The following is a 19971-nucleotide window of genomic DNA, read 5'->3' as shown; positions in this document are numbered from 1 at the left end:
TCCGAGAGCCACTTGCCGTCGCCGCCTCGTCGCGGGTTGATCGGTAGCAGCGACGGCGTGGGCGCCACCGCTGGAGAGGCCGTTGATGTCGCGGGTGGAGGTCAACATTCTCGGCGGCGTGGAGGTGATCGGGCCACGCGGACGGGCGGACCTGGTCGGCGGCCGGCGTCGCGCGCTGGTGGCCGCTCTGGCTCTCCGTCCGGGCGCCATCGTGCCGCTGTGGCGGCTCGTCGAGGCGTTGTGGGGCGAGCGGCCACCCCGGACCGCGGTCAGATCGTTGCACAGTCACGTCGCGCGGCTACGCCTCGCGCTGAGCCAGCGCGGGCTCGACGGCGTGTTGCGGACCCGGGAACCCGGCTACCTGCTGGCCGTCGACCCCTCGGCGGTGGACGCGTGCCGGTTCGAGCAGCAGGTTCGGGCGGCCCACGACCGGCTGGCCGTCGGCTTGTGGGACGGGGCGGCCGACGCCCTGGAGCAGGCGCTGGGCCTGTGGCGCGGCGCGGCTCTCGCCGACGCGGAGCCGATCGGCTGGACGGCCGCCGAGGCGGCACGCCTGCACGACCTCCGGTTGACCGTTCGGACGGACCGCGGCGAGCTGCTGATCAGCCTCGGGAGATCGGGCGAGGCGCTCGGTGAGGTGGAACGGCTGCTGGCCGTCGACCCGACCCGCGAACGGCTGGTGGGGCTGCGGATGATCGCCCTGTCGGCATGCGGTCGGCCGACGGAAGCGCTGCACGCCTACCACGACCTGCGCGGTCGACTCGCCGAGGAGTTGGGCGTCGACCCGTCGCCCGAACTGGCAGCGCTGCACACCGCCATGCTGCGCGGCGTGCCCCCGGCTGACCTGCGCGCGCCCGGCAGCGTCCTGGGCAGGCACCCGATGAGCGGCACGGCGCCACCCCGTCCGGCGCAGCTGCCGGCGCCGGACGGATGCTTCACCGGTCGCGCGACCGACCTGCGACGACTCGACGACGTCACGACGGCGGGGGACGGCGGGCCGCGACCCGTCGTGCTGATCTGTGGTCAAGGTGGCATCGGCAAGACGTCGCTCACCGTGCGGTGGGCGACCGGCGTCACCGACCGGTTCCCCGATGGTCAGCTCTTCGTCGATGTGCGCGGTCACGATCGACTCGCGGCGTTCGCTCCCACCGACATCGTGGCGATCCTGCTGCGGGGCGTGGGGGTGCCCGACGAACGGATGCCCAGCGGCCTCACCGAGCGGATGGCACTGTACCGTTCCGTCCTCGCGGACAAACGGATGCTCGTCGTGCTGGACAACGTGGGATCCACCGAGCAGGTCCTTCCGGCGATTCCGGGCAGCGGCGCGAGCCTGCTGGTGGTGACCAGCCGCAACAACCTCGCCGCCCTGCTCACGCACGTCCGGGTGCACGTGCTCGTCCCCGACCTCCTCCCCCGGGACGAAGCGGTCGAACTGCTGGCGACCATGCTCGGCACCGAGCGGATCAGCCGGGAGCGCGACATGGTGGTCCGGCTCGTCGACCTGTGTGGTCGGCTGCCGCTCGCCCTGCGGATCGCGGCCGCCAAACTGGCGACGCGACCCGCCCAGAGCGTCGAGCTGTTCACCCAGGAACTGGCCGCCGGTGACCGGCTGACGCAGCTGTCGGTCGAGGACGGCGGCCGGGACGTGGGCACCGTGCTCGCCAGCGCGTACGGGTCTCTGTCCCCCGCGGCGAGGCGGCTCTTCCGGCTGCTCGGCCTGCATCCCGGGCCGCACGTCGGCGCCCCGCTGGCCGAGGCGTTGTGCGGCGGGCCGCCCGCGGTGGTTCGCCAGGCGACGGCCGAACTCGTCGCGGCGCACCTGGTCACCGAGCCGCGTCCCGGCCGGTACGAGTTCCACGACCTGGTACGGCTCTTCGCCCGGCAGTGCGCCGAGGCGGACGAGCCCCCGCCCACCCGGGCGGAAGCAACCGAACGGCTGCTCGACTGGTACCTCGCGGTGGCGCAGTCGGCAAGCTGTCTGCTGGACCCGAGTCTCGACCGCGTCGTCGCGGTGCTGCGCCACCCGGCTCCGGAGACACCCTTCCCCAGCGCACGCGGGCCCGCGATCGCCTTCCTCGACTCCGAACGGGAGAACCTCCTGCCGGTCGTCCGGTTCGCGGCGGATCAGCACCAGGCCGCCGCCTGCCAGCTGACCTACCTGCTGACCAGCTATTACGACGTGCACGGCGACTGGTCCGCCCGGCTGGAGATGTGCCGGCAGGCCGTGCGGGCCGCCGGCCGGCTGGGCGACCCGGCCGTCGAAGCCGAGATGTACCGGACGCTCGGCGTGGCACACCGTTCGACGCACCAGCTGGCCGAGGCGCTCAGCAGCCACGGCCGGGCCATGGCCCTGTTCCGCTCGCTCGGCGACGAGCGTGGTCTGGCCCGCACGTACAACAACATCGGCGGGGCGAACGTGGAACTGCGCCGCTTCGCCGCCGCGATCGAGGCGTACCAGACCTCCTGGACGCTGCACGCCCGCTGCGGCGACAAGGTGGGCGCCGCCATCGCCCAACGCAATCTCGGGTACGTCCACGTCCGGATGGGCCGCCCCGACCTCGGAGTCGCCCCGTTGCGCGATGCCCTGGCGACCAGCCGCACCGCGGGTCTGCCCCGGCTCGAGGCGAGCGCGTTGAACACCCTCGGTGAGGCGTACCGGCAGCAGCGGCGGCACGACGAGGCGCTCGACTGCCTGCGCGAGGCCCTGGCGGTGAGCCGCCGCGCCGGAGATCGCCGGTACGAGGTGGTCGCGCTCGGCGATATCGGCCTCACGTACCTGGCCGGGGGCGACCCGGCGGCCGCGCTGCGGCACCTCGATCTGGCCCTCGCGGGAAGTCGCGAGTTGGGTCATCGGCACCTCGAGGCGCGCACGCTCAACCAGCTTGGTGAGGCCCACCTGAGGTTGACGAATCTCGCCGCGGCCGACCGGTGTCTCACGGCGGGCCTCCGTCTCCGGCAGACCGTTCCCGACCTGTACGAGCAGGCGCATCTGCACCGCAACCTCGGCGACCTCGCCGAGCTGACCGGGCGGAACACGGACGCCCGCCGCCACTGGGAGGAGGCGGTCCGCCTGTACGCGGGGGCGGCCGCGACCGCCGAGGCGGACGGCGTCGCCGCCCGGTTGGCCGGTGACCGCGAGGACGAGCACGGCGCGACGCCTACTGCCACCTCAGTCGTCGTCGACCACGCCCACGGTCACTAGGTCCTCCGCGATCTCCCCGGCCGAGGGGGCGGACAGCTGCACGAGGAAGGTTTCGGTGTCCTCCGCGACCTGGTCGTCGTGGATGCCGATCTCGTACTCGGCCGCTGACGTTCCGGCCCGGATGGTAAGCGTTCCGTCGTGTACCGGGCGGTAGTCCGCCCCGGCGGTAGCGGTGCCGTCCCGGGTGACCAGCCGGATGGTCAGGTCGACGGAAACCGGTTCGGAGGTGACCACCCGCAGCCGGCAGGTCACGCAGATTTCGAGGCAGTACGGCTTGCCGAACACGACGATCGTGGGATCGTCGTCGCGGATGGTGCCCACGCCCTCCGGGTCGGTGAGCAGCAGTCCGACCGGGTCGTACAGTTCCAGCGCGAACGCCTCGTCCGGCTCGGCGGCGGTGTCGCCCACGATCGGCACGGTGACCGTCCGGTGCGTCGTGTCGCCGGGCGCCCAGGTCAGCAGCCCCGACGCCGTGACGTAGTCGGCGCCGGCGTGGGCCGGCGGTAGGACCGGGGTGGCCTTCCTGGTCCGGTACCGGACCGTTGCCCCGGCACATCCGGCCGTCGACACCGTGAACGTGATCGTCGGCGAGTCGAACGGTCCGCCCTCGGGCTGCTCGACGTCGTCCACGCCGACGCTGCGTGGCGCGCAGATGTCGGTCACGGCGGCGGCGTCCCGCGGGATGACGACCACCGCCGGCACCAGGACGGCGACGACCGCGACCAACCTGATCATGCCCCTCATCGTGCTCACCTCTCGCTGCGCCGACCGGTGGTCGGTCGGGTCGGTGCCTACACAGATAGCCCGGACCTGTTGTGGCGCGGTTGTGCCGAGGCCGGGGCCCGGCCCCCGGGCCAAGCCCGAGCCCGGACCCCGGGCCGAGGCGGTCGCCGCACAACAGCGCGTCAACCGCCACACAACGGCCGTGCCGTTGGTTTGCCACATCGGGTCACGCCGTCAGAGGCGCTCCCGATTCCGTGTCCGAGAGGAGAACTCCCATGTTCCACACCCGCGCCAGGGTCCGTGCGATCATCGCGACGTTGGGGTTGCTCGGTGCCACCCTCGCCGTCCAGGCGACCTTCCCAGGCGCCGCGCAGGCCCGCTGCGACGGCGTCGGCGACGAGATCAGCAGCACCCTGATCATCGGCGGGGCGGTCGCCGTCCGCGAGACCCCCCTCGCCGGCACCTGCAACGACAACTATCTGTACCAGGGCGTCTTCAACAGCACGTACGTGGGCTGGCGGGCGTCGGTGTGGTACGAGAAGGACGGCTGGCAGAGCCGCTTCGGCCCGTACGGCACCGCCGAGACGTCCTACTCGTACTCCGACGGCGCGACGCCGGTGCCGGGGGCCGCCGCCATGCATTTCTGCCTGGACAACGGCACCACCTGGTACTGCGGGTGGGGCGCCAACTACACCGTCGGCACCGGGGTCAGCCACAGCTACACGGGCCTCAACCACGGCTTCTGACCAGACCGGGCCCGGGACACCGGCCGCCGGCGTCCCGGGTCGGTCGCGGCGGCTCGCCGCCGAAGGTGGCGAGCCGCCGCGACGAACGTCAGCCGACCGTGCAGGCGGCGCCGTTCACCGTGAACGCCGTCGGTTTCGGGTTGCCGCCCGTGTGCGTGCCGTTGAAGCCGAAGCTCGTCGACGCCCCCGGCGCGAGGGTGCCGTTGTAGGACAGGTTTGTCGCGGTCACCGCGGCGCCGGTCTGGCTGATCGTCGCGGACCACCCCTGACCGGCCCGCTGGCCGGCGTCCGGGAAGGTGAACGCCAGGGTCCACCCGGTCAGGGTCGCCGTACCGGTGTTGGTGATCGTGACGGATGCGGTGAACCCGCTGCTCCAGTCGCTTGTGGCGTACCCGACCCGGCACGACGACGCCGGCGCGGCCGGACCGGTGGTGACGGTGACCGTGGGCGACGGTGCCGAGACGTTGCCGGCGGCGTCGACGGCGACCACGTAGAACGTGTACGTCGTCGCCGCGGTCAGCCCGGTCACCGCGTGCGTCGTGCCGGCGGGCGAGCCGACCAGCGCGTCGGTGGCGCCGGCCTCGCGGTAGACCCGGTAGCCGGTGACCCCCACGTTGTCGGTGGCCGCCGGCCAGCCCAGGGTGAGGCCGGTGGCGCCCACCGCCGACGCCGTGGGGGCACCGGGCGCCGTGGGCGCGCTGGTGTCCGGGTCGGGCGGCGGCGTGCCCGGTCCCGGTTCCGCGCCCCAGACCAGGGTGGTTCCCGAATACAGCGGCACCTTCGGGTTCGGTCCCGCGGCCGCCTGGTACGACGGGTCGTTGGTCGGATCCCAGGTGCCACCCTCCGGTACGCCGATCTTGAACTGGACCTCCATCCGGTGCTGCGACTGGCCGGCCGGGGCGATGGTGTGGCCGGTGCAGTCGACCTCGACGTACCAGATGTCAGCGCTGAACTGGCGGGCGGTGGTCGGGGACGGGCAGCCCTGGGTGTAGCCGGGGGTGACCTGGACCGCCCCGGTGCCCTCGGGCCGGAAGTAGTAACGGAACCGGCCGTCGGTAAGCGCCCGGGCTGGGAACCCGGACTTGTTGTAGATCATCACCTTGAGGCCGGTTGCCCGCGGTTCGTTCTGCATCACCGTGGTCTCGACGCTCAACTCGGCCAGGTCCGGCGTTTCCGGCGTCGGGAATCCGGCGAGCGGGCTGCCGCCGTACTCGGAGACGAGCCGGACCAGCGCGGAGGTGAAGCCGGCGTTGTAGTCGGTGGCGACCTCGTTCATGACGTAGTCGGACCGGTTGTCGGTGTAGGCGTCGTTGGCCGAGGACGGGCCGCCGACCAGGGCGCCGTAGAGCACATGCCGGGTCTCCGCCGGCACGGTCTGGCTGTCCCACCAGGAGCCGTGCGCGGTGCGGTGGTGCGGATTCTTCGGTGGGTTGGCGCCGAAGCCGATGACGTAGCTGGAGTTGCGCGGGTTGTCGCCGAGCGCGTAGTTGATCTGGCGGACCGCGAAGTCGTGGTAGCGCGTCCTGCGGGTCGCGTCGGTGGTGGAGTCGCTGTGGACCAGCGCGGCGAAGGCGGTGTTGGCGGCGTACCGCAGGGCGCCCCAGGAGTCGAGCACGGCCATCCCGCCCGGCGAGTACGGCACCCGCTGCCCGTTGACGCCGACGGTCCAGTAGTCCAGCCAGCGGTTCGCGTCGTCGACGTACTTCTGCTTGCCGGTCAGCTTGGCGAGCAGCACGTAGGCGCCGAACTGTTTGTTGTCCCAGGCGATGGTCCACTTGTAGGACCGGGTGGTCGACTGCGGCTCGGTGCCGAGCCGGTCGTACTCGCTCTCCGCCTTGGCCAGGTAGGCCGACTCACCGGTGGCCCGGTGCAGCCAGATCGCGGCCCACACCAGTTCGTCCTGGTAGCCGCTCCAGGACCGGTAGAAGCTCGTCGCGTCGGTGATGCACTCGTGGTAGTTCTTCCGCACCGTGTCGGCGAAGGTGTAGAGCTGCCGGGCGTGGGTGAGCAGCCGGTCGGCGTACGCCGCGTCGGTCGGCCGGAACACCATGGAGGAGGCCGCCATCGCGGCCGCCGTCTCACCGGCCAGGTCCGCGCCGCCGCAGCTCGCGTCGATCTTGTACGCCGGCCGCGCCATCGGCATCACCTCGGCCGGCCCCCACCAGCGGTGGTCGTCGTCGCCCTTGCCGACCTGTCCGTACAGGACGTTGGGCGCGGGATGTGCCTTGATGAAGTAGTCGTTGACGAAACGCAGGTTGTTGAGCAGGTGCGGCAGCTGGCCGGAGGCCGTGTAGCCGGCCCGGTATTCGACCGCTCCCCAGGCCAGCATGGTGGTGCTGAAGGCCATCGGGAAGCCGAACTTGACGTGGTCGCCGGCGTCGTACCAGCCGCCGGTCAGGTCGACGCCGACGTCGGCGCCGTCGGTCAGGGCCGAGTCGCCGCGCCAGGACACCCGGTTCCAGTCGGGCAGCTGACCGGACTGCTGGGCCTCGTAGAAGAACAGCGACTTCTGCAACGCCTCGGCGTAGTTGTACGTGGGCGCGGCGGCCTGGGCGGCGTCCCGGGTGTCGACACTCGACGTCGTGTCACGGGCGGCCGGGACCGCCGCGCCGGCCGCCACGGGCGGCGGTGGTCCGGTGACGGCCAGCGCGAGGCCGGTGGCCAGCGCGGCGCCGGTGGTCAGCAGCCGGCGGAGCCGGCCGGGAACGGGGGAACGCATCTGGCTGCTCCTGTGGGGTGGCGGGGAGATGGAGGTGAGCGCGGGAGCGCTCCCATGGATGCTTAACAATGTAATCCCGTGGCCACGACAACGAAAGACAGCGGCCCGTTCCGCGGCCCGTTCCGTCCCGGCGCCCACCACATTGACCGGTTGCCGTACCTTGACCACAGCAAGATCAAGGGGAGGTAGCGCGAACGATGATGGGTCCGTCCCACGCTCTCTCGGGTGCCGCCGTCTGGTTGGCCGGCTCGTGGGCCCTCGACCACTTCGCGGGCTATCACCAGTCGCCCCTGGCGGTCGCGGTCGGCACCGCCGTCTGCGCCGGCGGTGCCCTCTTCCCGGACCTGGACCTCTCCGGAAAGGTGACCCGCAACCAGGGCGGCGCCACCGTGGCCCGCACCTTCGGCGTGTTCTCGCTGTTCATCGCCGAGGTCATCGAGAAGATATCGCTCGCCATCTACACCGCCACCCGGCTGAGCCGGGACCCACGCCGCACCAACGGACACCGGACGTTCACCCACACCATCCCGTTCACCGTCCTGGTGGGATGGGGCACCGCCACACTCTGCGCGGTGTACGGCAAGTGGGCCGTCATGGGAGTGCTGTTCTTCATGATCGGCCTGGCCCTGCGCGGGCTGTTCGACGAGTGGGCCAAACGCATCGGCTGGGCCGCCATCACCCTGATCTCGGCGGGTGCCGCGTTCTTCGTCTGGGTTACCCTGCCCGACAACCGGGGCTACCCGATGCTCGGCGTGGCCGTCGGGGTGGGCTGCTTCGTCCACATCATCGGCGACATGGTGACCCGGGTCGGCGTGCCCATCCTCTGGCCCATCCCGGTCAACCGCCGCATGTGGATGATGATCGGCATACCGAACCACCTGGCGTTGCGCACCGGCGGCAAGGGTGAGGTCATCGTGCTCCGGACCGTGCTCACCGTCGTCTCCGCCCTCGCCGCCGTCGGCCTGGTGGCACCGGGACTGCTCGACCGGATCGACCTGAGCCAGTGACCGACGCTGGCGGCCCGGTGGCCGACCACGACGACCCGGCGGCCGACGACGGCGTCCCCGACCTGTGGCGCGGTCTCGACCTGCCCGGCCTGGCCGACGTGCACGTGCACTTCCTGCCGCCCCGACTGCTGGACCGGATCTGGTCCTACTTCGACGCGGCCGGCCCGCTGGTCGGTACGGAATGGCCGATCCGCTACAAGTGGACCGAGGACGAGCGCGTCGCACACCTGCGCGCCATGGGAGTACGGGCGTTCAGCGCCCTCGCGTACGCCCACAAGCCGGGCATGGCCGCGGACCTGAACCGGTGGACGCTGGACTTCGCCCGGCGGACCCCGGAATGCCTACCGTCCGCCACGTTCTTCCCGGAGCCGGGCGTGCTCGACTACGTCCGGGACGCCATCGACGCCGGGGCCCGGCTGTTCAAGGTGCACCTCCAGGTCGGCGGCTTCGCACCGACCGACCCGGCACTGGACCCGGTCTGGGGCCTGCTCACCGAGGCCGGCGTCCCGGCCGTGGTGCACGCCGGGCACGCGCCGGTCGGCACCGCGCACACCGGTCCGGAACCGTTCGCCGAGCTGCTGGCCCGGCATCCGGCGCTGCCCGCGATCGTGGCGCACCTGGGCGCGCCGGATTACCTGCCGTTCCTCGCCCTCGCCGAACGGTACGACCGGGTGGCGCTGGACACCACGATGGCGTTCACCTCGTTCTTCGAGCGGTTCGTCCCGTTCCCGGCCGCGGAGCGACCCCGGCTACGCGACCTCGGGCTGGCCGGGAAGGTGCTGCTCGGCAGCGACTTCCCGAACCTTCCCTACCCGTACGCCGAGCAGCTCGCCGGCCTGGTCCGGCTCGACCTCGGCGCCGACTGGCTGCGTGCGGTCTGCTGGCACAACGCCGCCGCCCTGTTCGACCTGCCGTCGGCATAGTGGTCTGTGGAACCGGCGATGGCCGGGTGTTGGTGGCCGCGGCGCTGATGATGGCCGGCGCCCCAACCGTGCGGTTCCCGGCCGGTCGCCGGTTCGGCCGGCCGTGGCCGCGTCAGAGCCGGTCCACCAGGCGCTTCGCCTCCACCAACGACATCCCGGTCCGGCGACGGACCAGGGCGACCGCCTGGACGGCTTTTCCCCACCGCTTGAGATCGGTCGCCTCGTCGCGGAGCCCCGCGTCGAGATCCCCCGGGCCGGCGCCCGGGGGGTCCAACCAGTTCGGTTGACCAGCGTGCAACCGCTCGACGGCCGCCTTCGCGTCGGCGAGCCCCAGACCGGTCCGGTCCCGGACCAGCTTGACCGCGGACACCAGGCCCCGCTGCCGCATCGCCTCCGCGGCCTGGCGACCCAACTCGTCCCGGTCAGCGGGCGGCAGGTCGGCCGCCCGCCGTTGCCACTGACGTCGCCGCCGGTTAGTGACCAGACCGGAGATGATCAGCGCGACGAACAGCACCACCAGCAGCACACTGATCCACTGTTCGCCCATGGTGCGAGGCTAACCGGTGCCGTCCCGCCCGCGCCCGGTCTCCCCGACGAACTGACGCTCGACCATGGCAAGCACCGCCTCGTGCGTCTGCTGGTCCGCCGCGACGACGAGTCCGCCCACCCCGGTGTGCGCTGGCTGGCCCCGCAGTCCGGTCACCACACACCCGGCGGCCCGGCACAGCGCGATCCCGCTCGCGAAGTGCACGCTGTCCCGCAGGTCTCCATCGGTTACGTACGCCGCCCGACGGCCCGCCGCCACCCAAGTGAGGGCCAGGGTCGTGGAGAGCACCCGAGGGCTGAACCGGTCACCGAACTCCGGTTCGGCCAGCATCCGCACGGCCTGGAAGGCCGTGCCGTTCGGGAACGGCGGATCAAGGTTGACGTCCACGAGCCGGTTCGCCGCCGACGGCCGGAGCCGCTCGTCCCCGCCGTCGCGCCGGAGGAAGGCGGTGTGGCCGTCGGTCCAGAACAGTTCGTCGGCGAACGGATCGGCCACCGCCGCCGCCGTCACGTCGGTACCCGCGCGCAGCGCGACGTTCACCGCGACGAGCATCGACCGGGCGGCGTAGTTCCGCGTGCCGCACAGGGGATCCACCAACCACTCGCGCTCCGCCGCCAGGTCCCCGGAGTGTCCGGTCTCCTCGCCCAGCACGGCATCTGCGGGGCGCGCCACCCGGAGCACGTCCAGGATCGCCCGCTCCGCTTCGATGTCGGCCGCGGTGGCGAAGTCTCCGCCGCCCTTGTCCACCCGCCGGTGCTCGTCCCGGTAGCGGGCGCGAACCACCGCCGCGCCGGCCAGCGCCGCGTCGATAGCAACCTCGTGATCATTCTGTCCCATCCGGGGAGGGTAGCCCGGTGGCGTCCCTCGCCGGTTGTCCGGCGGGTCCCGCCTCGCCGCCTCAGGCGCCGATCCGCTGCGCCGGCACGCTGAGTCCCCAGCGGACCATCAGCTCGGGCGTGTCCACCCGGCACCCGTCGGCGATCGTGTCGCAGGCGACGTCGACGATCTCGTTCTTGTGCGCGAGCAGGTAGGGGCGCGCGCCGACGTCGGCGTTCGCGAGGGTCGCGATGCCCGCCCAGTGCCGGCGCCCGAACAGCATCGGGTAGCCGCGCAGGCCAGCGTAGGTGGCGCAGACCAGCACATCCGGGTACGGCAGTGCGGCCACCCGGCGGACCGCCGCGACGGTGAGCCCCGGCATGTCCACCGGCACCACGACCACGGCCTCGATCTCCGGATCGTCCAACACGTTGAGCCCCATCCGCAACGAGGACCCCATGCCGGTACCCCACGCCCGGTTGACCACCACGCGGGCGTCGGACAGGTCGGCCTCCGCCCGGACCTGCTCGGCGGCCGCGCCGAGCACCACCACGACGGGGTCGCAACCCGCCGTCCCGATCGTCTCCAGAACCTGGTCGACAAGCGGTTTGCCGTCCTGGTGCAGCAGCGCTTCCGGGGTACCGATGCGGCGCCCGCCACCCGCCGCGATAATCATTCCCGCGATCCGACTCAGCTGAGTCACCCCCGCCTGACGTGGTCGTCCCGCCCGCCGGGTCAGGCGAGCACACATCGGACCCAACGATCCGTCCGCATTGTGGTATCGGGTGACAAAAGCCCAAATTGCCGGAAATAGCGATATCCCCGATGATGGCGCTCGATCGTTCGGCCTGGCTCCGGGTGACCCGCCCATCGTCGACTATCGTCAGCGGGCGAACGACTCGCACCGCGATCGCAGGTAACCGGAGGTCCCCATACCCATCTCCAGCTGCACCAGCGGCGCCTGCGAGCGGCGCCTCCCGCCGAGATTGACCAGAAGGGGAACCGGCGGCTTCCCATCCTTGGCCTCCCACGACCACTGCCCACCGCCGACCCGGCGATAGACCTCGCCGACATACCAGATGGCGCCGTCGACGAAATCCCTATTGGCGGGATCCCTCAGGCCGCTTTCGTCACCGAGCACCCGTACAAGCAGTTCACCGAGCTCATCCAGCGAAGACGTCGAGAAGTCCCACCGTCCCTCCGGTGCCCAGCGGGCCGCCCAGCGGAGGAAACCGGACTCCCGCTCGGCCAGCCACCTTCGCAGTTCCGGTGGGACCACGGGCTCGGTTCGCTTGTCCAACCCGGGAGTCGGCTCCTTGACCGGGTGCCAGCCCGGGACGGCCTCGCGCCGTGCCGCGACGGCCACGGTCCACTCGTCGTACGCCTCGACTGCCCGGCCCGGCTCGGCGAGCAGGTCGGCGGGCACTACCGGGGACAATCCCAAAGAGGGATCAGCCGTGACAGCGGGAGCACCGTCCACCTCGACCCAGCGCCCACCGCCGACCCGCAGCAGCGTCTCACCGAGGTACGCGTCGAAACCCGGGTGGTCGCCCTCGGCCGCGAGTTCCTCCAGTTCCGCCAGCGACGCCCGGCTGAAGTCGACCGCGATCGCCGATTCAAGGCCGACGAGCCAGGGCTGCACATGTCGCAGCCACCTCTCAAGCTCCATGTGCCACCGTCAAAGGTCCTCCCCCACCACAGTTGGCCCCGGTGACCGTTCGTGGCATCAGCGGCGGTCCCCGCACGAATCGAGAGCGTCTCGGACGTGCTCGAAACACCGTACCCGCAGCACCGTGGCAGCACTCCGACCAGAGACGGCCCGCTGATCCCGGACGTACCCGGTGGTATGGGCATGGCGGCGACCGAGTCCGGCGCGGTGGACAGCGACAAGAGCGGGGGTCGCCGCGACCCCGCCGAACAGCCGGCCCGGCAGCTCCAATCAGGTCGCGTCGGCGTAGCAGTCCACCACGGACACGTCGAGCGGGAACCGCACCTCGGTCGCCCCGAACAGCAGCCCGGTGGCGCGCGCCGCGGCGACCCGTACCTGCTCGGCCACCCGCTCGGAGTCCTCCGCCGGGCAGTGCACCACCACCTCGTCGTGCTGGAAAAAGACCAGCTCCGCGCGGGAGCCGGCGAGCGCGCCGCGAAGCATCGCGAGCAGCGTCGCGAACCACTCGGCGGCGGTCGCCTGGATGACGAAGTTGCGAGTGAATCGTCCCCTGGCCCGGTGCGACGCCAGCACCCGGCTCGATCCGTCCGTCGTCGCGCCACCGGACTCGCCGGCGTACAGCGCGTCGGCACCGGCCCCCGCCTCGTCCGGCACGGCCACCGACGCCGGCGGGCAGGTGCGGCCCAGCCACGACCGCACCAGGCCACCCGCCTCCCCGGTACGCGCAGCGGCCTCGACGAAGTCGAACGCCGTCGGATAGTTGCGGCGCAACGCCGCGAGCGCCGGCACCGCCGCTCCGCCGGTCTGCCCGTACATGGCCCCGAGCAGGGCCACCTTGGCCCGCGCCCGGTCACCGCCGAAGGCGTCCCGGGCCAGGGCCGCGTACAGGTCACCGGCCCCGCCCGCGGCCGCCAGCCGGGCGTCCCCGGACACCGCGGCGAGCACCCGCGGCTCCAGCTGACCGGCGTCCGCCACCACGAACCGCCACCCCGGGTCGGCCACCACCGCCCGCCGGATCACCTTGGGGATCTGCAAGGCACCACCACCCCGGGTGGCCCACCGCCCGGAGACCACCCCGGCCGGGACATACTCCGGCCGGAAGCGGCCGTCCCGCACCCAGGCGTCCCGCCAGGCCCAGCCGTGCGCAGTCCAGATCCGGTACAGCTCCTTGTATTCCAACAGCAGCGGGACCGCCGGATGGTCCACCCCGCGCAGCACCCAGGCCCGGGTGTTGGGCAACTGGACGCCGACCCGCGCGAACGCCCGCAAGACCTCGGCCGGCGAGTCGGCGTGCAGCTGCCGGACCCCGAACGCCGCCGCGATCCGCCCGGACAGTTCGACCAGCCGCCGGGGCGGTCCACCCACCGGCGACGGCTCGCCGAGCAGCTCGTGCAGGATCCGGTCGTGCAGGTCGACCCGCCACGGCAGTCCCGCCGCCCCCATCTCCGCCGCCACCAGCGCCCCGGCCGACTCCCCCGCCGTCAGCAGCCGGAACCGGCCGGGGTGCTCGACGTTGGCTATCCGCCGCAACTGGTCGGCGTAGACCTCGGCCATCACCTCCGGCTCGGGGCCGGTCGGGCCGGGCAGCGCGTCGAAGAGCGCGGCCTGGCCGTAGCCGGGCGGGCTCGCCGGCTGGGGCGGCGGATCCGCCGGCACCGGCGCCCCGCTGAGCCGCGCCCGGGCGGCGGCCACGCTCCGCGGCTCACCCCACCGCCCGGCGTGACCGAGCAGCAGTCCCTCGGTCAGCTCGATGTCGTGGCAGCGGTCCACCCGGACCCCGGCGGCCAGCAGCGCCGGATAGATCACGGCGGTGGCCGACCACAGCCAGCGCGGCCGGTCCCGCCGATCCCGCTCGGCCACCGCCCGGGCGAGGTCGGTCACCGGCTCGACCGGGCCGGCCGGCGAGCCGTCGGGACGCAGCGGCAGCAACCGCCCCGCGCCACCCTCGTCCGTCCGCACCGCCACCAGCACGTCGCGATTGTGCCCCCCGGCACCGACATGTCACGCGCCTGGCCTCACTCGGTGAGCCGATTCCGCCGGAGGGTGTCAAAGGCGGTCCGGGTGTTGGCGGGTGCCTGCCGGCACAGGTCTTCCCAGCCCTTGACCGCGTCATTCGTGGCGAACCGCAGCTCGTACTCGTCGGAACGGGCCGGCGGCGCGACCCGATCACCCCGCTTCGGCGTCATGCCGCCGGACCGGCGCCGGCACCGGACCGAAGTCCCCGTCGTGCGGGGCGCTCAGCAATGCGCGGAGTTGTGGGTCGGCATACACCTCGGCGGTGTGCCGCCACTCGGCAGCAGTTGTGCCACCGATGCCATGTTGTTGATCGCGGCCCCGGCCCGCACCGTCGCCACGAACTCACCGACCAGGTCACGACGTGGTCAACGCCCCCCGGAGCCGCTCGATCTCGGCGGCCTGCTCGGCCGCGACGCTGGTGGCCAGCTCGTTGACGGTGCCGTCGGCACCGAGCCCCTGGGCCTGCCGGGCCATCTCGATGGCGCCCCGATGGTGGGCGGTCATCATGTCCACGAACCGGCGGTCGAAGTCGGTCCCGCGGGCCGCCGCGAGATCATCCAGGGCCGCCGCCGACTGCATGCCGGCCATGTGCCGGTGCGCCTGCGCACCCCCCGAGTCCCGGCTCAGACCGCGGACCGCCAGCCACTCCTCCAGCATTTTGATCTCCGGCCGTTGCCCGGCGACGATCCGGTCGGCGATGGCCCTCAGCCCGGGGCTCTGCGACCGGTCAGGGACGAGTCCGGCCATCAGCAGTGCCTGTTCGTGGTGCGGGATCATCATCGTGACGAACCGGATGTCGGCCGCGTTGTACGGCGGCGTGGGAAGCGGTGAGACCTCGTCCGCCCGGGCCGTTTTCGCCGCCTCACCCGGCCGGCCGGGCAGCAGCACCGGCGCGGTGGCCCCCGGCACACCGGGCAGCGCGATGGATTCCGGCGCGCTGGCGGCACCCGCAGGCTTCGAGCCGCCCGCTCCGGCGGCGCCGGACCGGACGTCGGCGACCAGCGCGCCGGCCGCCAGCACCCCCAGAACGGCCAGCTCCGCCAGGGCGACCCGGCGCATCCGGGCGATCGCCGTCCCGTCCCACGCTTCTCGCACGCGTCGCCTCCCGCCGCCGGCCGAGCCGTGGCGGGATCGTAACCCGCCTCCGCCGGGCACAGAAGACCAGCGGAAGGCCCCACCCGGACCGACGCCTCGATTCACTCATATCAAAGTGATCCGCATCACAATTTGTCCCTGTGCAATCGACTACGGTGTCTATAACCGCTCGTCCCGGACGAAGGGTGACCCTCTATGTCCACACCAGATCCTCGCGGAAGGCGCAGGTTGCGGGCCATCAGCCTGGCGTCCGTCGCCACGCTGCTGCTCGCGGCCACGCCAGCGCTGCCGGCCGGCGCCGCCCCGGACGCGCTCGCCGAAGCCGCCCCCGGCGAGCTCGCCCAACCCACCGCCATCCCGGGCGTCGACGAGATCGTCAGCAGCCCCAACATCCGGCAGGTCGCCAACGTGCCGAAGTTCGGCGGGTTCAACTCGGAGTCCGCCCTCAACACGGACCTGGCGTTCCAGGGCGACCACGCGTTCGCCGGCAACTACAACGGCTTCGCCGTCTACGACGTCAGCAAGCCGCGCAAGCCAAAGATCGTCAGCCAGGTGGTCTGCCCCGGCTCGCAGGGCGATCCGTCGGTCTTCGGCAACCTGCTGTTCCTCTCGGTCGACCAGCCACGCACGGACGACTCGTGCACCAGCGAGCCGGGGTCCGCCAGCCTGGAGACATCCTGGGAGGGCATGCGGATCTTCGACATCACCGACAGGGCCAACCCGCGCTACGTCAAGTCGGTGCGCACCGACTGCGGCTCGCACACCCACACGCTGGTGCCGAGCGCCGACGGCCGGAGCGTCTACATCTACGTGTCGTCGTACAGCCCGTTCGACGGCGCCGCGTACTGCAAGCCGCCGCACGACAAGATCTCCATCATCAAGGTGCCGCTGAACGCCCCGACCACCGCCGCGGTCGTGGCCACCCCGGACCTGTTCGCGGACGACGACGGCGGCAACCCGGGCCGTAACGGCAGCTCGACCACCTCGGGCTGCCACGACATCACCGCGTACCCGGAGCGGAACCTGGCGGCCGGCGCGTGCATGGGTGACGGCATCCTGATGGACATCACCGACCGCGAGGCACCGCGGGTGATCAACCGGGTGCGGGACACCACGAACTTCTCGTTCTGGCACTCGGCCACGTTCAACAACGCCGGCACCAAGGTCGTCTTCACCGACGAGCTGGGCGGCGGCAGCGGCGCGATCTGCACCGGCGACTACCGGCCGAACCAGGGCGCCGACGCGATCTACGACATCGTCGGCTCCGGCGACAGCCGCGCCCTTGTCTTCCGCAGCTACTTCAAGATCCCACGGCTGAACACCGCGCTGGAGAACTGCGTGGCGCACAACGGTTCGCTGATCCCGGCGATGGGCCGCGACATCATGGTCCAGGCGTGGTACCAGGGCGGCGTCTCCGTCTGGGACTTCACCGACTCGGCCAACCCGGTCGAGATCGCCTACTGGGAACGAGGCCCGATCTCGGACAGTCGGCGGCTCATCGCCGGATCCTGGTCGGCCTACTACCACGACGGCCACATCTACTCGAACGACATCCAGAAGGGGTTCGACGTCCTCCGGCTGACCGACCCACGGACCGACAACGCCCGGGCGATGGACATCATCGCCGAACTGAACGTGCAGACCCAGCCCCGTTACCCGGCCTGTACGACCATCCTCAACGGTCGCACCAACGGCAAGCTCACCGTCACGTCCGGAGTGACCTGCCTGGACGGGGCGACGGTCAAGGGCAGCATCGAGGTCCAGCCGGGTGCCGGCCTGGTCGTCTTCGGATCCAAGATCAACGGAAGCGTCCACGCCACCGGTGCCTCGGTGATCTCCATCGTGGAAACCACTGTCAACGGCTCGGTGATCGTGACCGGCGACAAACCGGCGCTGCGGGACAACGACATCACCGGCGGGGTACGCGCCGGCTGACCGCCCGACCCGCACCGCGGCTCCGGCCCCGGCGGAACCGATCCGCCGGGCCGGAGCCGTCCTCGTCACACGGGTCAGCCCATCGACTTCGCGCCGTCGATGGCCTCCCGGATGATGTCAGCGTGACCGGCGTGCTGAGCCGTCTCGGCGATGACGTGCAGCAGCACCCGCCGGGCCGACCAGCGGGCGCCCGGCTCGAACCAGGGGGCGGGCGGCAGCGGCTGGCTCGCATCCAGATCCGGCAGGGTACGCACCAGGTCGTCGGTGCGCCGGGCCACCTCGTCGTACGTCTTGAGCACCCCGGCCAGGGTGTCGCCCGGCAGCATCCGGAACGAGTCGGCGTACCGCTGGTATGCCTCGGGGTCGTCACCCGACGGCATGCTGGCCGGGCCGTCGAGAATGAAGTCCACCCAGCCCCGCTCGGTCTGCGCGGTGTGCTTGATGAGCCCGCCGACACACAGCTCGCTCACCGTGCTGCGCTGCCCGGCCTGCTCGTCGGTCAGCTCCCGGGCCGCGTTGCGCAGGAAGAACCGGTGCCGCTGGAGCGACGCGATCAGGTCGGCGCGCTCGGGCGCGAGAGCGTCGTCGTCGGACATGCTGCCTCCTCATCCGGGTGTCGACGCACGGTACCGAGCCGCACCGACAATCCGGGTCGGGGTTTACCCGGGCGGCAGCACGCCCGCCTCCCGGCGCGTCACTTCACCGCGCCGGAGGTGAGACCGGCCTGGATCTGCCGCTGGAAAACGGCGTACACGATGATCATCGGCAGGATGGCGAGGGTGAGGGCCGCGAACAGGCCCGACCAGTCCGCCTCGTAGCCGGCGTTCACCGAGATGTCGGCGATGCCCTGGGTGAGCACCCACTTCTCCTTGGCGTTGGAGAGCAGCACCAGCGGCAGCTGGTACTGCGCCCACTGGCCGATGACGTTGAAGATCGTCACGCTGACCAGGCCGGGTTTGGCCATCGGCACCATCACCTGGAAGAACAGCCGGGTGTGTGAGCAGCCGTCGATCAACCCCGCCTCGGCCACCGATTGCGGCAGCGTCTTGAAGAACGCGGCCAGGAAGAAGACGGTGAACGGCAGCGAATAGGCGATGTAGACGAGCACCAGGCCGGTGTAGGTGTCCAGCAACCCGAGGTTGCGGACCACGAAGAACAGCGGAACCAGGGCGAGGAACACCGGGAAGGCCAACCCCGAGACGAAGAAGTAGAAGATCAGCCGGTTGCCCGGGAACCGGTATCGGGCCAGCACGTACGCCGCCATCGACCCGAAGAGCATGGTGCCGAACGTGCTAAGCGACACCACAAGCACGCTGTTCAGGAAGTACCGGCCGACCCGCGCCTCGGTCCAGGCCCGGGCGTAGTTCTCCCAGCGCAGCTCGGCCGGCAGCGTCCACGGGCTACTGAAGATCTCGGCGGTGTTCTTGAAGGAGGCCAGGAAGGTCCACAGGATCGGCGCGATCACGATGATCGCCCAGACCACGAGGGCCAGGTGGCCGAGGGTGGTGAGCAGACCGACCTCGCCGTGCCGGGTCCGGTCGCGGCGACCGGACCCGGCCCGCCCGGCGGGATCGGGGGAACCGGACCGGCCGGTCTTCGGGGCACCCGCCTCCGGCGCGGAACCGGGCGCCGGGGTCTGGGTCGTGGTGTACGGGTTCATGAGTACTCCACGCTCTCCCGCTTGGACAGCCGCAGCGTGAGCGCCGCGAAGGTGAGGGTCAGGAAGAACAACGCCACGCCCATCGCCGAGGCGTAGCCGTACCGCGAGTAGACGAACGCGTTGCGGTAGATCTCCATGGCCAGCACGGTGGTGGCGCCGTCCGGGCCGCCCTGGTCGATGGAGAGCACCGCGACGATGGCGAACGCGTCGAACGCGGCGATGCCGAGATAGACCCAGGCCACCTGGAGGGTGTCCCACAGCAGCGGCAGGGTGACCCGGAAGAACAACGTGATCCGGTTCGCCCCGTCCAGCTCGGCGGCCTCGTAGATCTCGGCGGGGATGGACGCCATCCCCGCCGAGAACAACACCACGTAGAAGCCGACGCACTGCCAGACCAGCACCGCGATGATCGACCACAGCGCCAGGTTGGGGCGGATGAGGAACAGCACCGGGTCGAACCCGAGCTTCATCAGGACCCCGTTGATCAGGCCGGACTCGTTCGGCCGGTACACCGTCTGGAACAGCACGGCGATGATGGCCACGGCGAGGACCTGGGGAAAGAAGAACACCACCCGGTAGAACGACGAGCCCCACACGCCTCGCCGGTCTCCCCCGCTGCCGCCGCCACCGACGTTGAGCAGGAACGAGAAGAACAACGCGATGGCGATGGTGATCAGCGGCAGGGCGAGCAGCAGGATCCCGTGGTGCTGGATCGCCTTCCAGAAGGCGGTGTCGTCAAGCAGCCGCCGGAAGTTGTCCAGCCCCACCCAGTTCGGCGCCGACAACCCGTGCCAGTCGGTCAACGCGATGTAGAACGCCTGGCCGTACGGCCCCACCACGAAAACCGAGTACAACACCACCGGTACGAAGAGGAAGCCGATGATGAAGGGATACCTGCCGTGCCGCATGGGTG

The 19971-nt window shown here is 71.5% G+C and carries 15 protein-coding genes and 2 pseudogenes; 5 read left to right on the top strand and 12 right to left on the bottom strand.

The genetic code is table 11. The features are described from left to right. Positions 1-85: 85 nt before the first annotated feature. A pseudogene (locus ACFQUZ_RS24005) lies at positions 86-3200 on the top strand (BTAD domain-containing putative transcriptional regulator); the annotation flags it as partial. Here ACFQUZ_RS24005 and ACFQUZ_RS24000 read toward each other — a convergent pair. After that, positions 3170-3937 (bottom strand): Calx-beta domain-containing protein, encoded by a 768-nt coding sequence (locus ACFQUZ_RS24000; RefSeq protein ID WP_377446050.1) that lies wholly within the window; start codon positions 3935-3937, stop codon positions 3170-3172. The pseudogene ACFQUZ_RS24005 and the gene ACFQUZ_RS24000 overlap by 31 nt on opposite strands. Positions 3938-4200: 263 nt before the next feature. Here ACFQUZ_RS24000 and ACFQUZ_RS23995 point away from each other — a divergent pair, with 263 nt between their 5' ends. Further along, positions 4201-4671 (top strand): hypothetical protein, encoded by a 471-nt coding sequence (locus tag ACFQUZ_RS23995; protein ID WP_377446049.1) that lies wholly within the window; start codon positions 4201-4203, stop codon positions 4669-4671. 88 nt (positions 4672-4759) lie between these two features. Here the strand turns inward: ACFQUZ_RS23995 and ACFQUZ_RS23990 are convergent, their stop codons facing one another. Continuing rightward, positions 4760-7390, bottom strand: a complete 2631-nt coding sequence (locus ACFQUZ_RS23990) for a glycoside hydrolase family 9 protein (protein WP_377446048.1) — start codon at positions 7388-7390, stop codon at positions 4760-4762. A gap of 197 nt (positions 7391-7587) precedes the next feature. On the opposite strand from ACFQUZ_RS23990, the gene ACFQUZ_RS23985 reads away from it, so the two are divergent. Together ACFQUZ_RS23985 and ACFQUZ_RS23980 are read left to right on the top strand one after the other, a co-directional pair. Then, on the top strand, positions 7588-8397 hold the full coding sequence (locus ACFQUZ_RS23985) for a metal-dependent hydrolase (protein WP_377446046.1): 810 nt from the start codon (positions 7588-7590) through the stop codon (positions 8395-8397). Beyond that, positions 8394-9320, top strand: coding sequence for an amidohydrolase family protein (locus ACFQUZ_RS23980; protein WP_377446045.1), 927 nt, complete (start codon positions 8394-8396; stop codon positions 9318-9320). The genes ACFQUZ_RS23985 and ACFQUZ_RS23980 overlap by 4 nt, the downstream gene beginning before the upstream one ends. A 112-nt stretch (positions 9321-9432) precedes the next feature. Here the strand turns inward: ACFQUZ_RS23980 and ACFQUZ_RS23975 are convergent, their stop codons facing one another. The 7 genes from ACFQUZ_RS23975 to ACFQUZ_RS23945 all read right to left on the bottom strand — a co-directional run bounded on the left by ACFQUZ_RS23975 (position 9433) and on the right by ACFQUZ_RS23945 (position 15463). Further along, positions 9433-9867, bottom strand: a complete 435-nt coding sequence (locus ACFQUZ_RS23975) for a hypothetical protein (protein ID WP_377446044.1) — start codon at positions 9865-9867, stop codon at positions 9433-9435. Between the two features lie 9 nt (positions 9868-9876). Continuing rightward, a complete protein-coding gene (locus ACFQUZ_RS23970; RefSeq protein ID WP_377446043.1) occupies positions 9877-10704 on the bottom strand; it encodes an inositol monophosphatase family protein in 828 nt (275 codons plus the stop codon). Between the two features lie 61 nt (positions 10705-10765). Beyond that, positions 10766-11359, bottom strand: a complete 594-nt coding sequence (locus tag ACFQUZ_RS23965; protein ID WP_377446041.1) for an NTP transferase domain-containing protein — start codon at positions 11357-11359, stop codon at positions 10766-10768. A gap of 207 nt (positions 11360-11566) precedes the next feature. Beyond that, on the bottom strand, positions 11567-12352 hold the full coding sequence (locus tag ACFQUZ_RS23960) for a hypothetical protein (RefSeq protein ID WP_377446040.1): 786 nt from the start codon (positions 12350-12352) through the stop codon (positions 11567-11569). A 270-nt stretch (positions 12353-12622) separates the two neighbouring features. Further along, positions 12623-14323, bottom strand: a complete 1701-nt coding sequence (locus tag ACFQUZ_RS23955) for a bifunctional 3'-5' exonuclease/DNA polymerase (protein WP_377446039.1) — start codon at positions 14321-14323, stop codon at positions 12623-12625. A gap of 44 nt (positions 14324-14367) precedes the next feature. Continuing rightward, positions 14368-14538, bottom strand: coding sequence for a hypothetical protein (locus tag ACFQUZ_RS23950; RefSeq protein WP_377446038.1), 171 nt, complete (start codon positions 14536-14538; stop codon positions 14368-14370). A gap of 184 nt (positions 14539-14722) precedes the next feature. Further along, on the bottom strand, positions 14723-15463 hold the full coding sequence (locus ACFQUZ_RS23945; protein WP_377446036.1) for a DUF305 domain-containing protein: 741 nt from the start codon (positions 15461-15463) through the stop codon (positions 14723-14725). 195 nt (positions 15464-15658) lie between these two features. Between ACFQUZ_RS23945 and ACFQUZ_RS23940 the strand changes: the two are divergent. Next, positions 15659-17110: pseudogene (locus ACFQUZ_RS23940) on the top strand (LVIVD repeat-containing protein); the annotation flags it as partial. Positions 17111-17472: 362 nt separating this feature from the next. Here the strand turns inward: ACFQUZ_RS23940 and ACFQUZ_RS23935 are convergent. The 3 genes from ACFQUZ_RS23935 to ACFQUZ_RS23925 form a co-directional block, all read right to left on the bottom strand. Then, positions 17473-17994 (bottom strand): DinB family protein, encoded by a 522-nt coding sequence (locus ACFQUZ_RS23935; RefSeq protein ID WP_377446034.1) that lies wholly within the window; start codon positions 17992-17994, stop codon positions 17473-17475. Positions 17995-18092: 98 nt separating this feature from the next. Continuing rightward, positions 18093-19058: a carbohydrate ABC transporter permease gene (locus ACFQUZ_RS23930; protein WP_377446032.1), complete on the bottom strand. Its 966-nt coding sequence runs from the start codon at positions 19056-19058 to the stop codon at positions 18093-18095. Beyond that, complete coding sequence (locus tag ACFQUZ_RS23925) at positions 19055-19966, bottom strand: carbohydrate ABC transporter permease (protein WP_377446030.1); 912 nt, start codon at positions 19964-19966, stop codon at positions 19055-19057. The genes ACFQUZ_RS23930 and ACFQUZ_RS23925 overlap by 4 nt, the downstream gene beginning before the upstream one ends. Between the last annotated feature and the right edge of the window lie 5 nt (positions 19967-19971).

The organism is Plantactinospora sp. GCM10030261 (assembly GCF_042666615.1).
Lineage (GTDB): Bacteria > Actinomycetota > Actinomycetes > Mycobacteriales > Micromonosporaceae > KBS50.
This window is presented reverse-complemented; position numbering and strand designations above follow the sequence as displayed.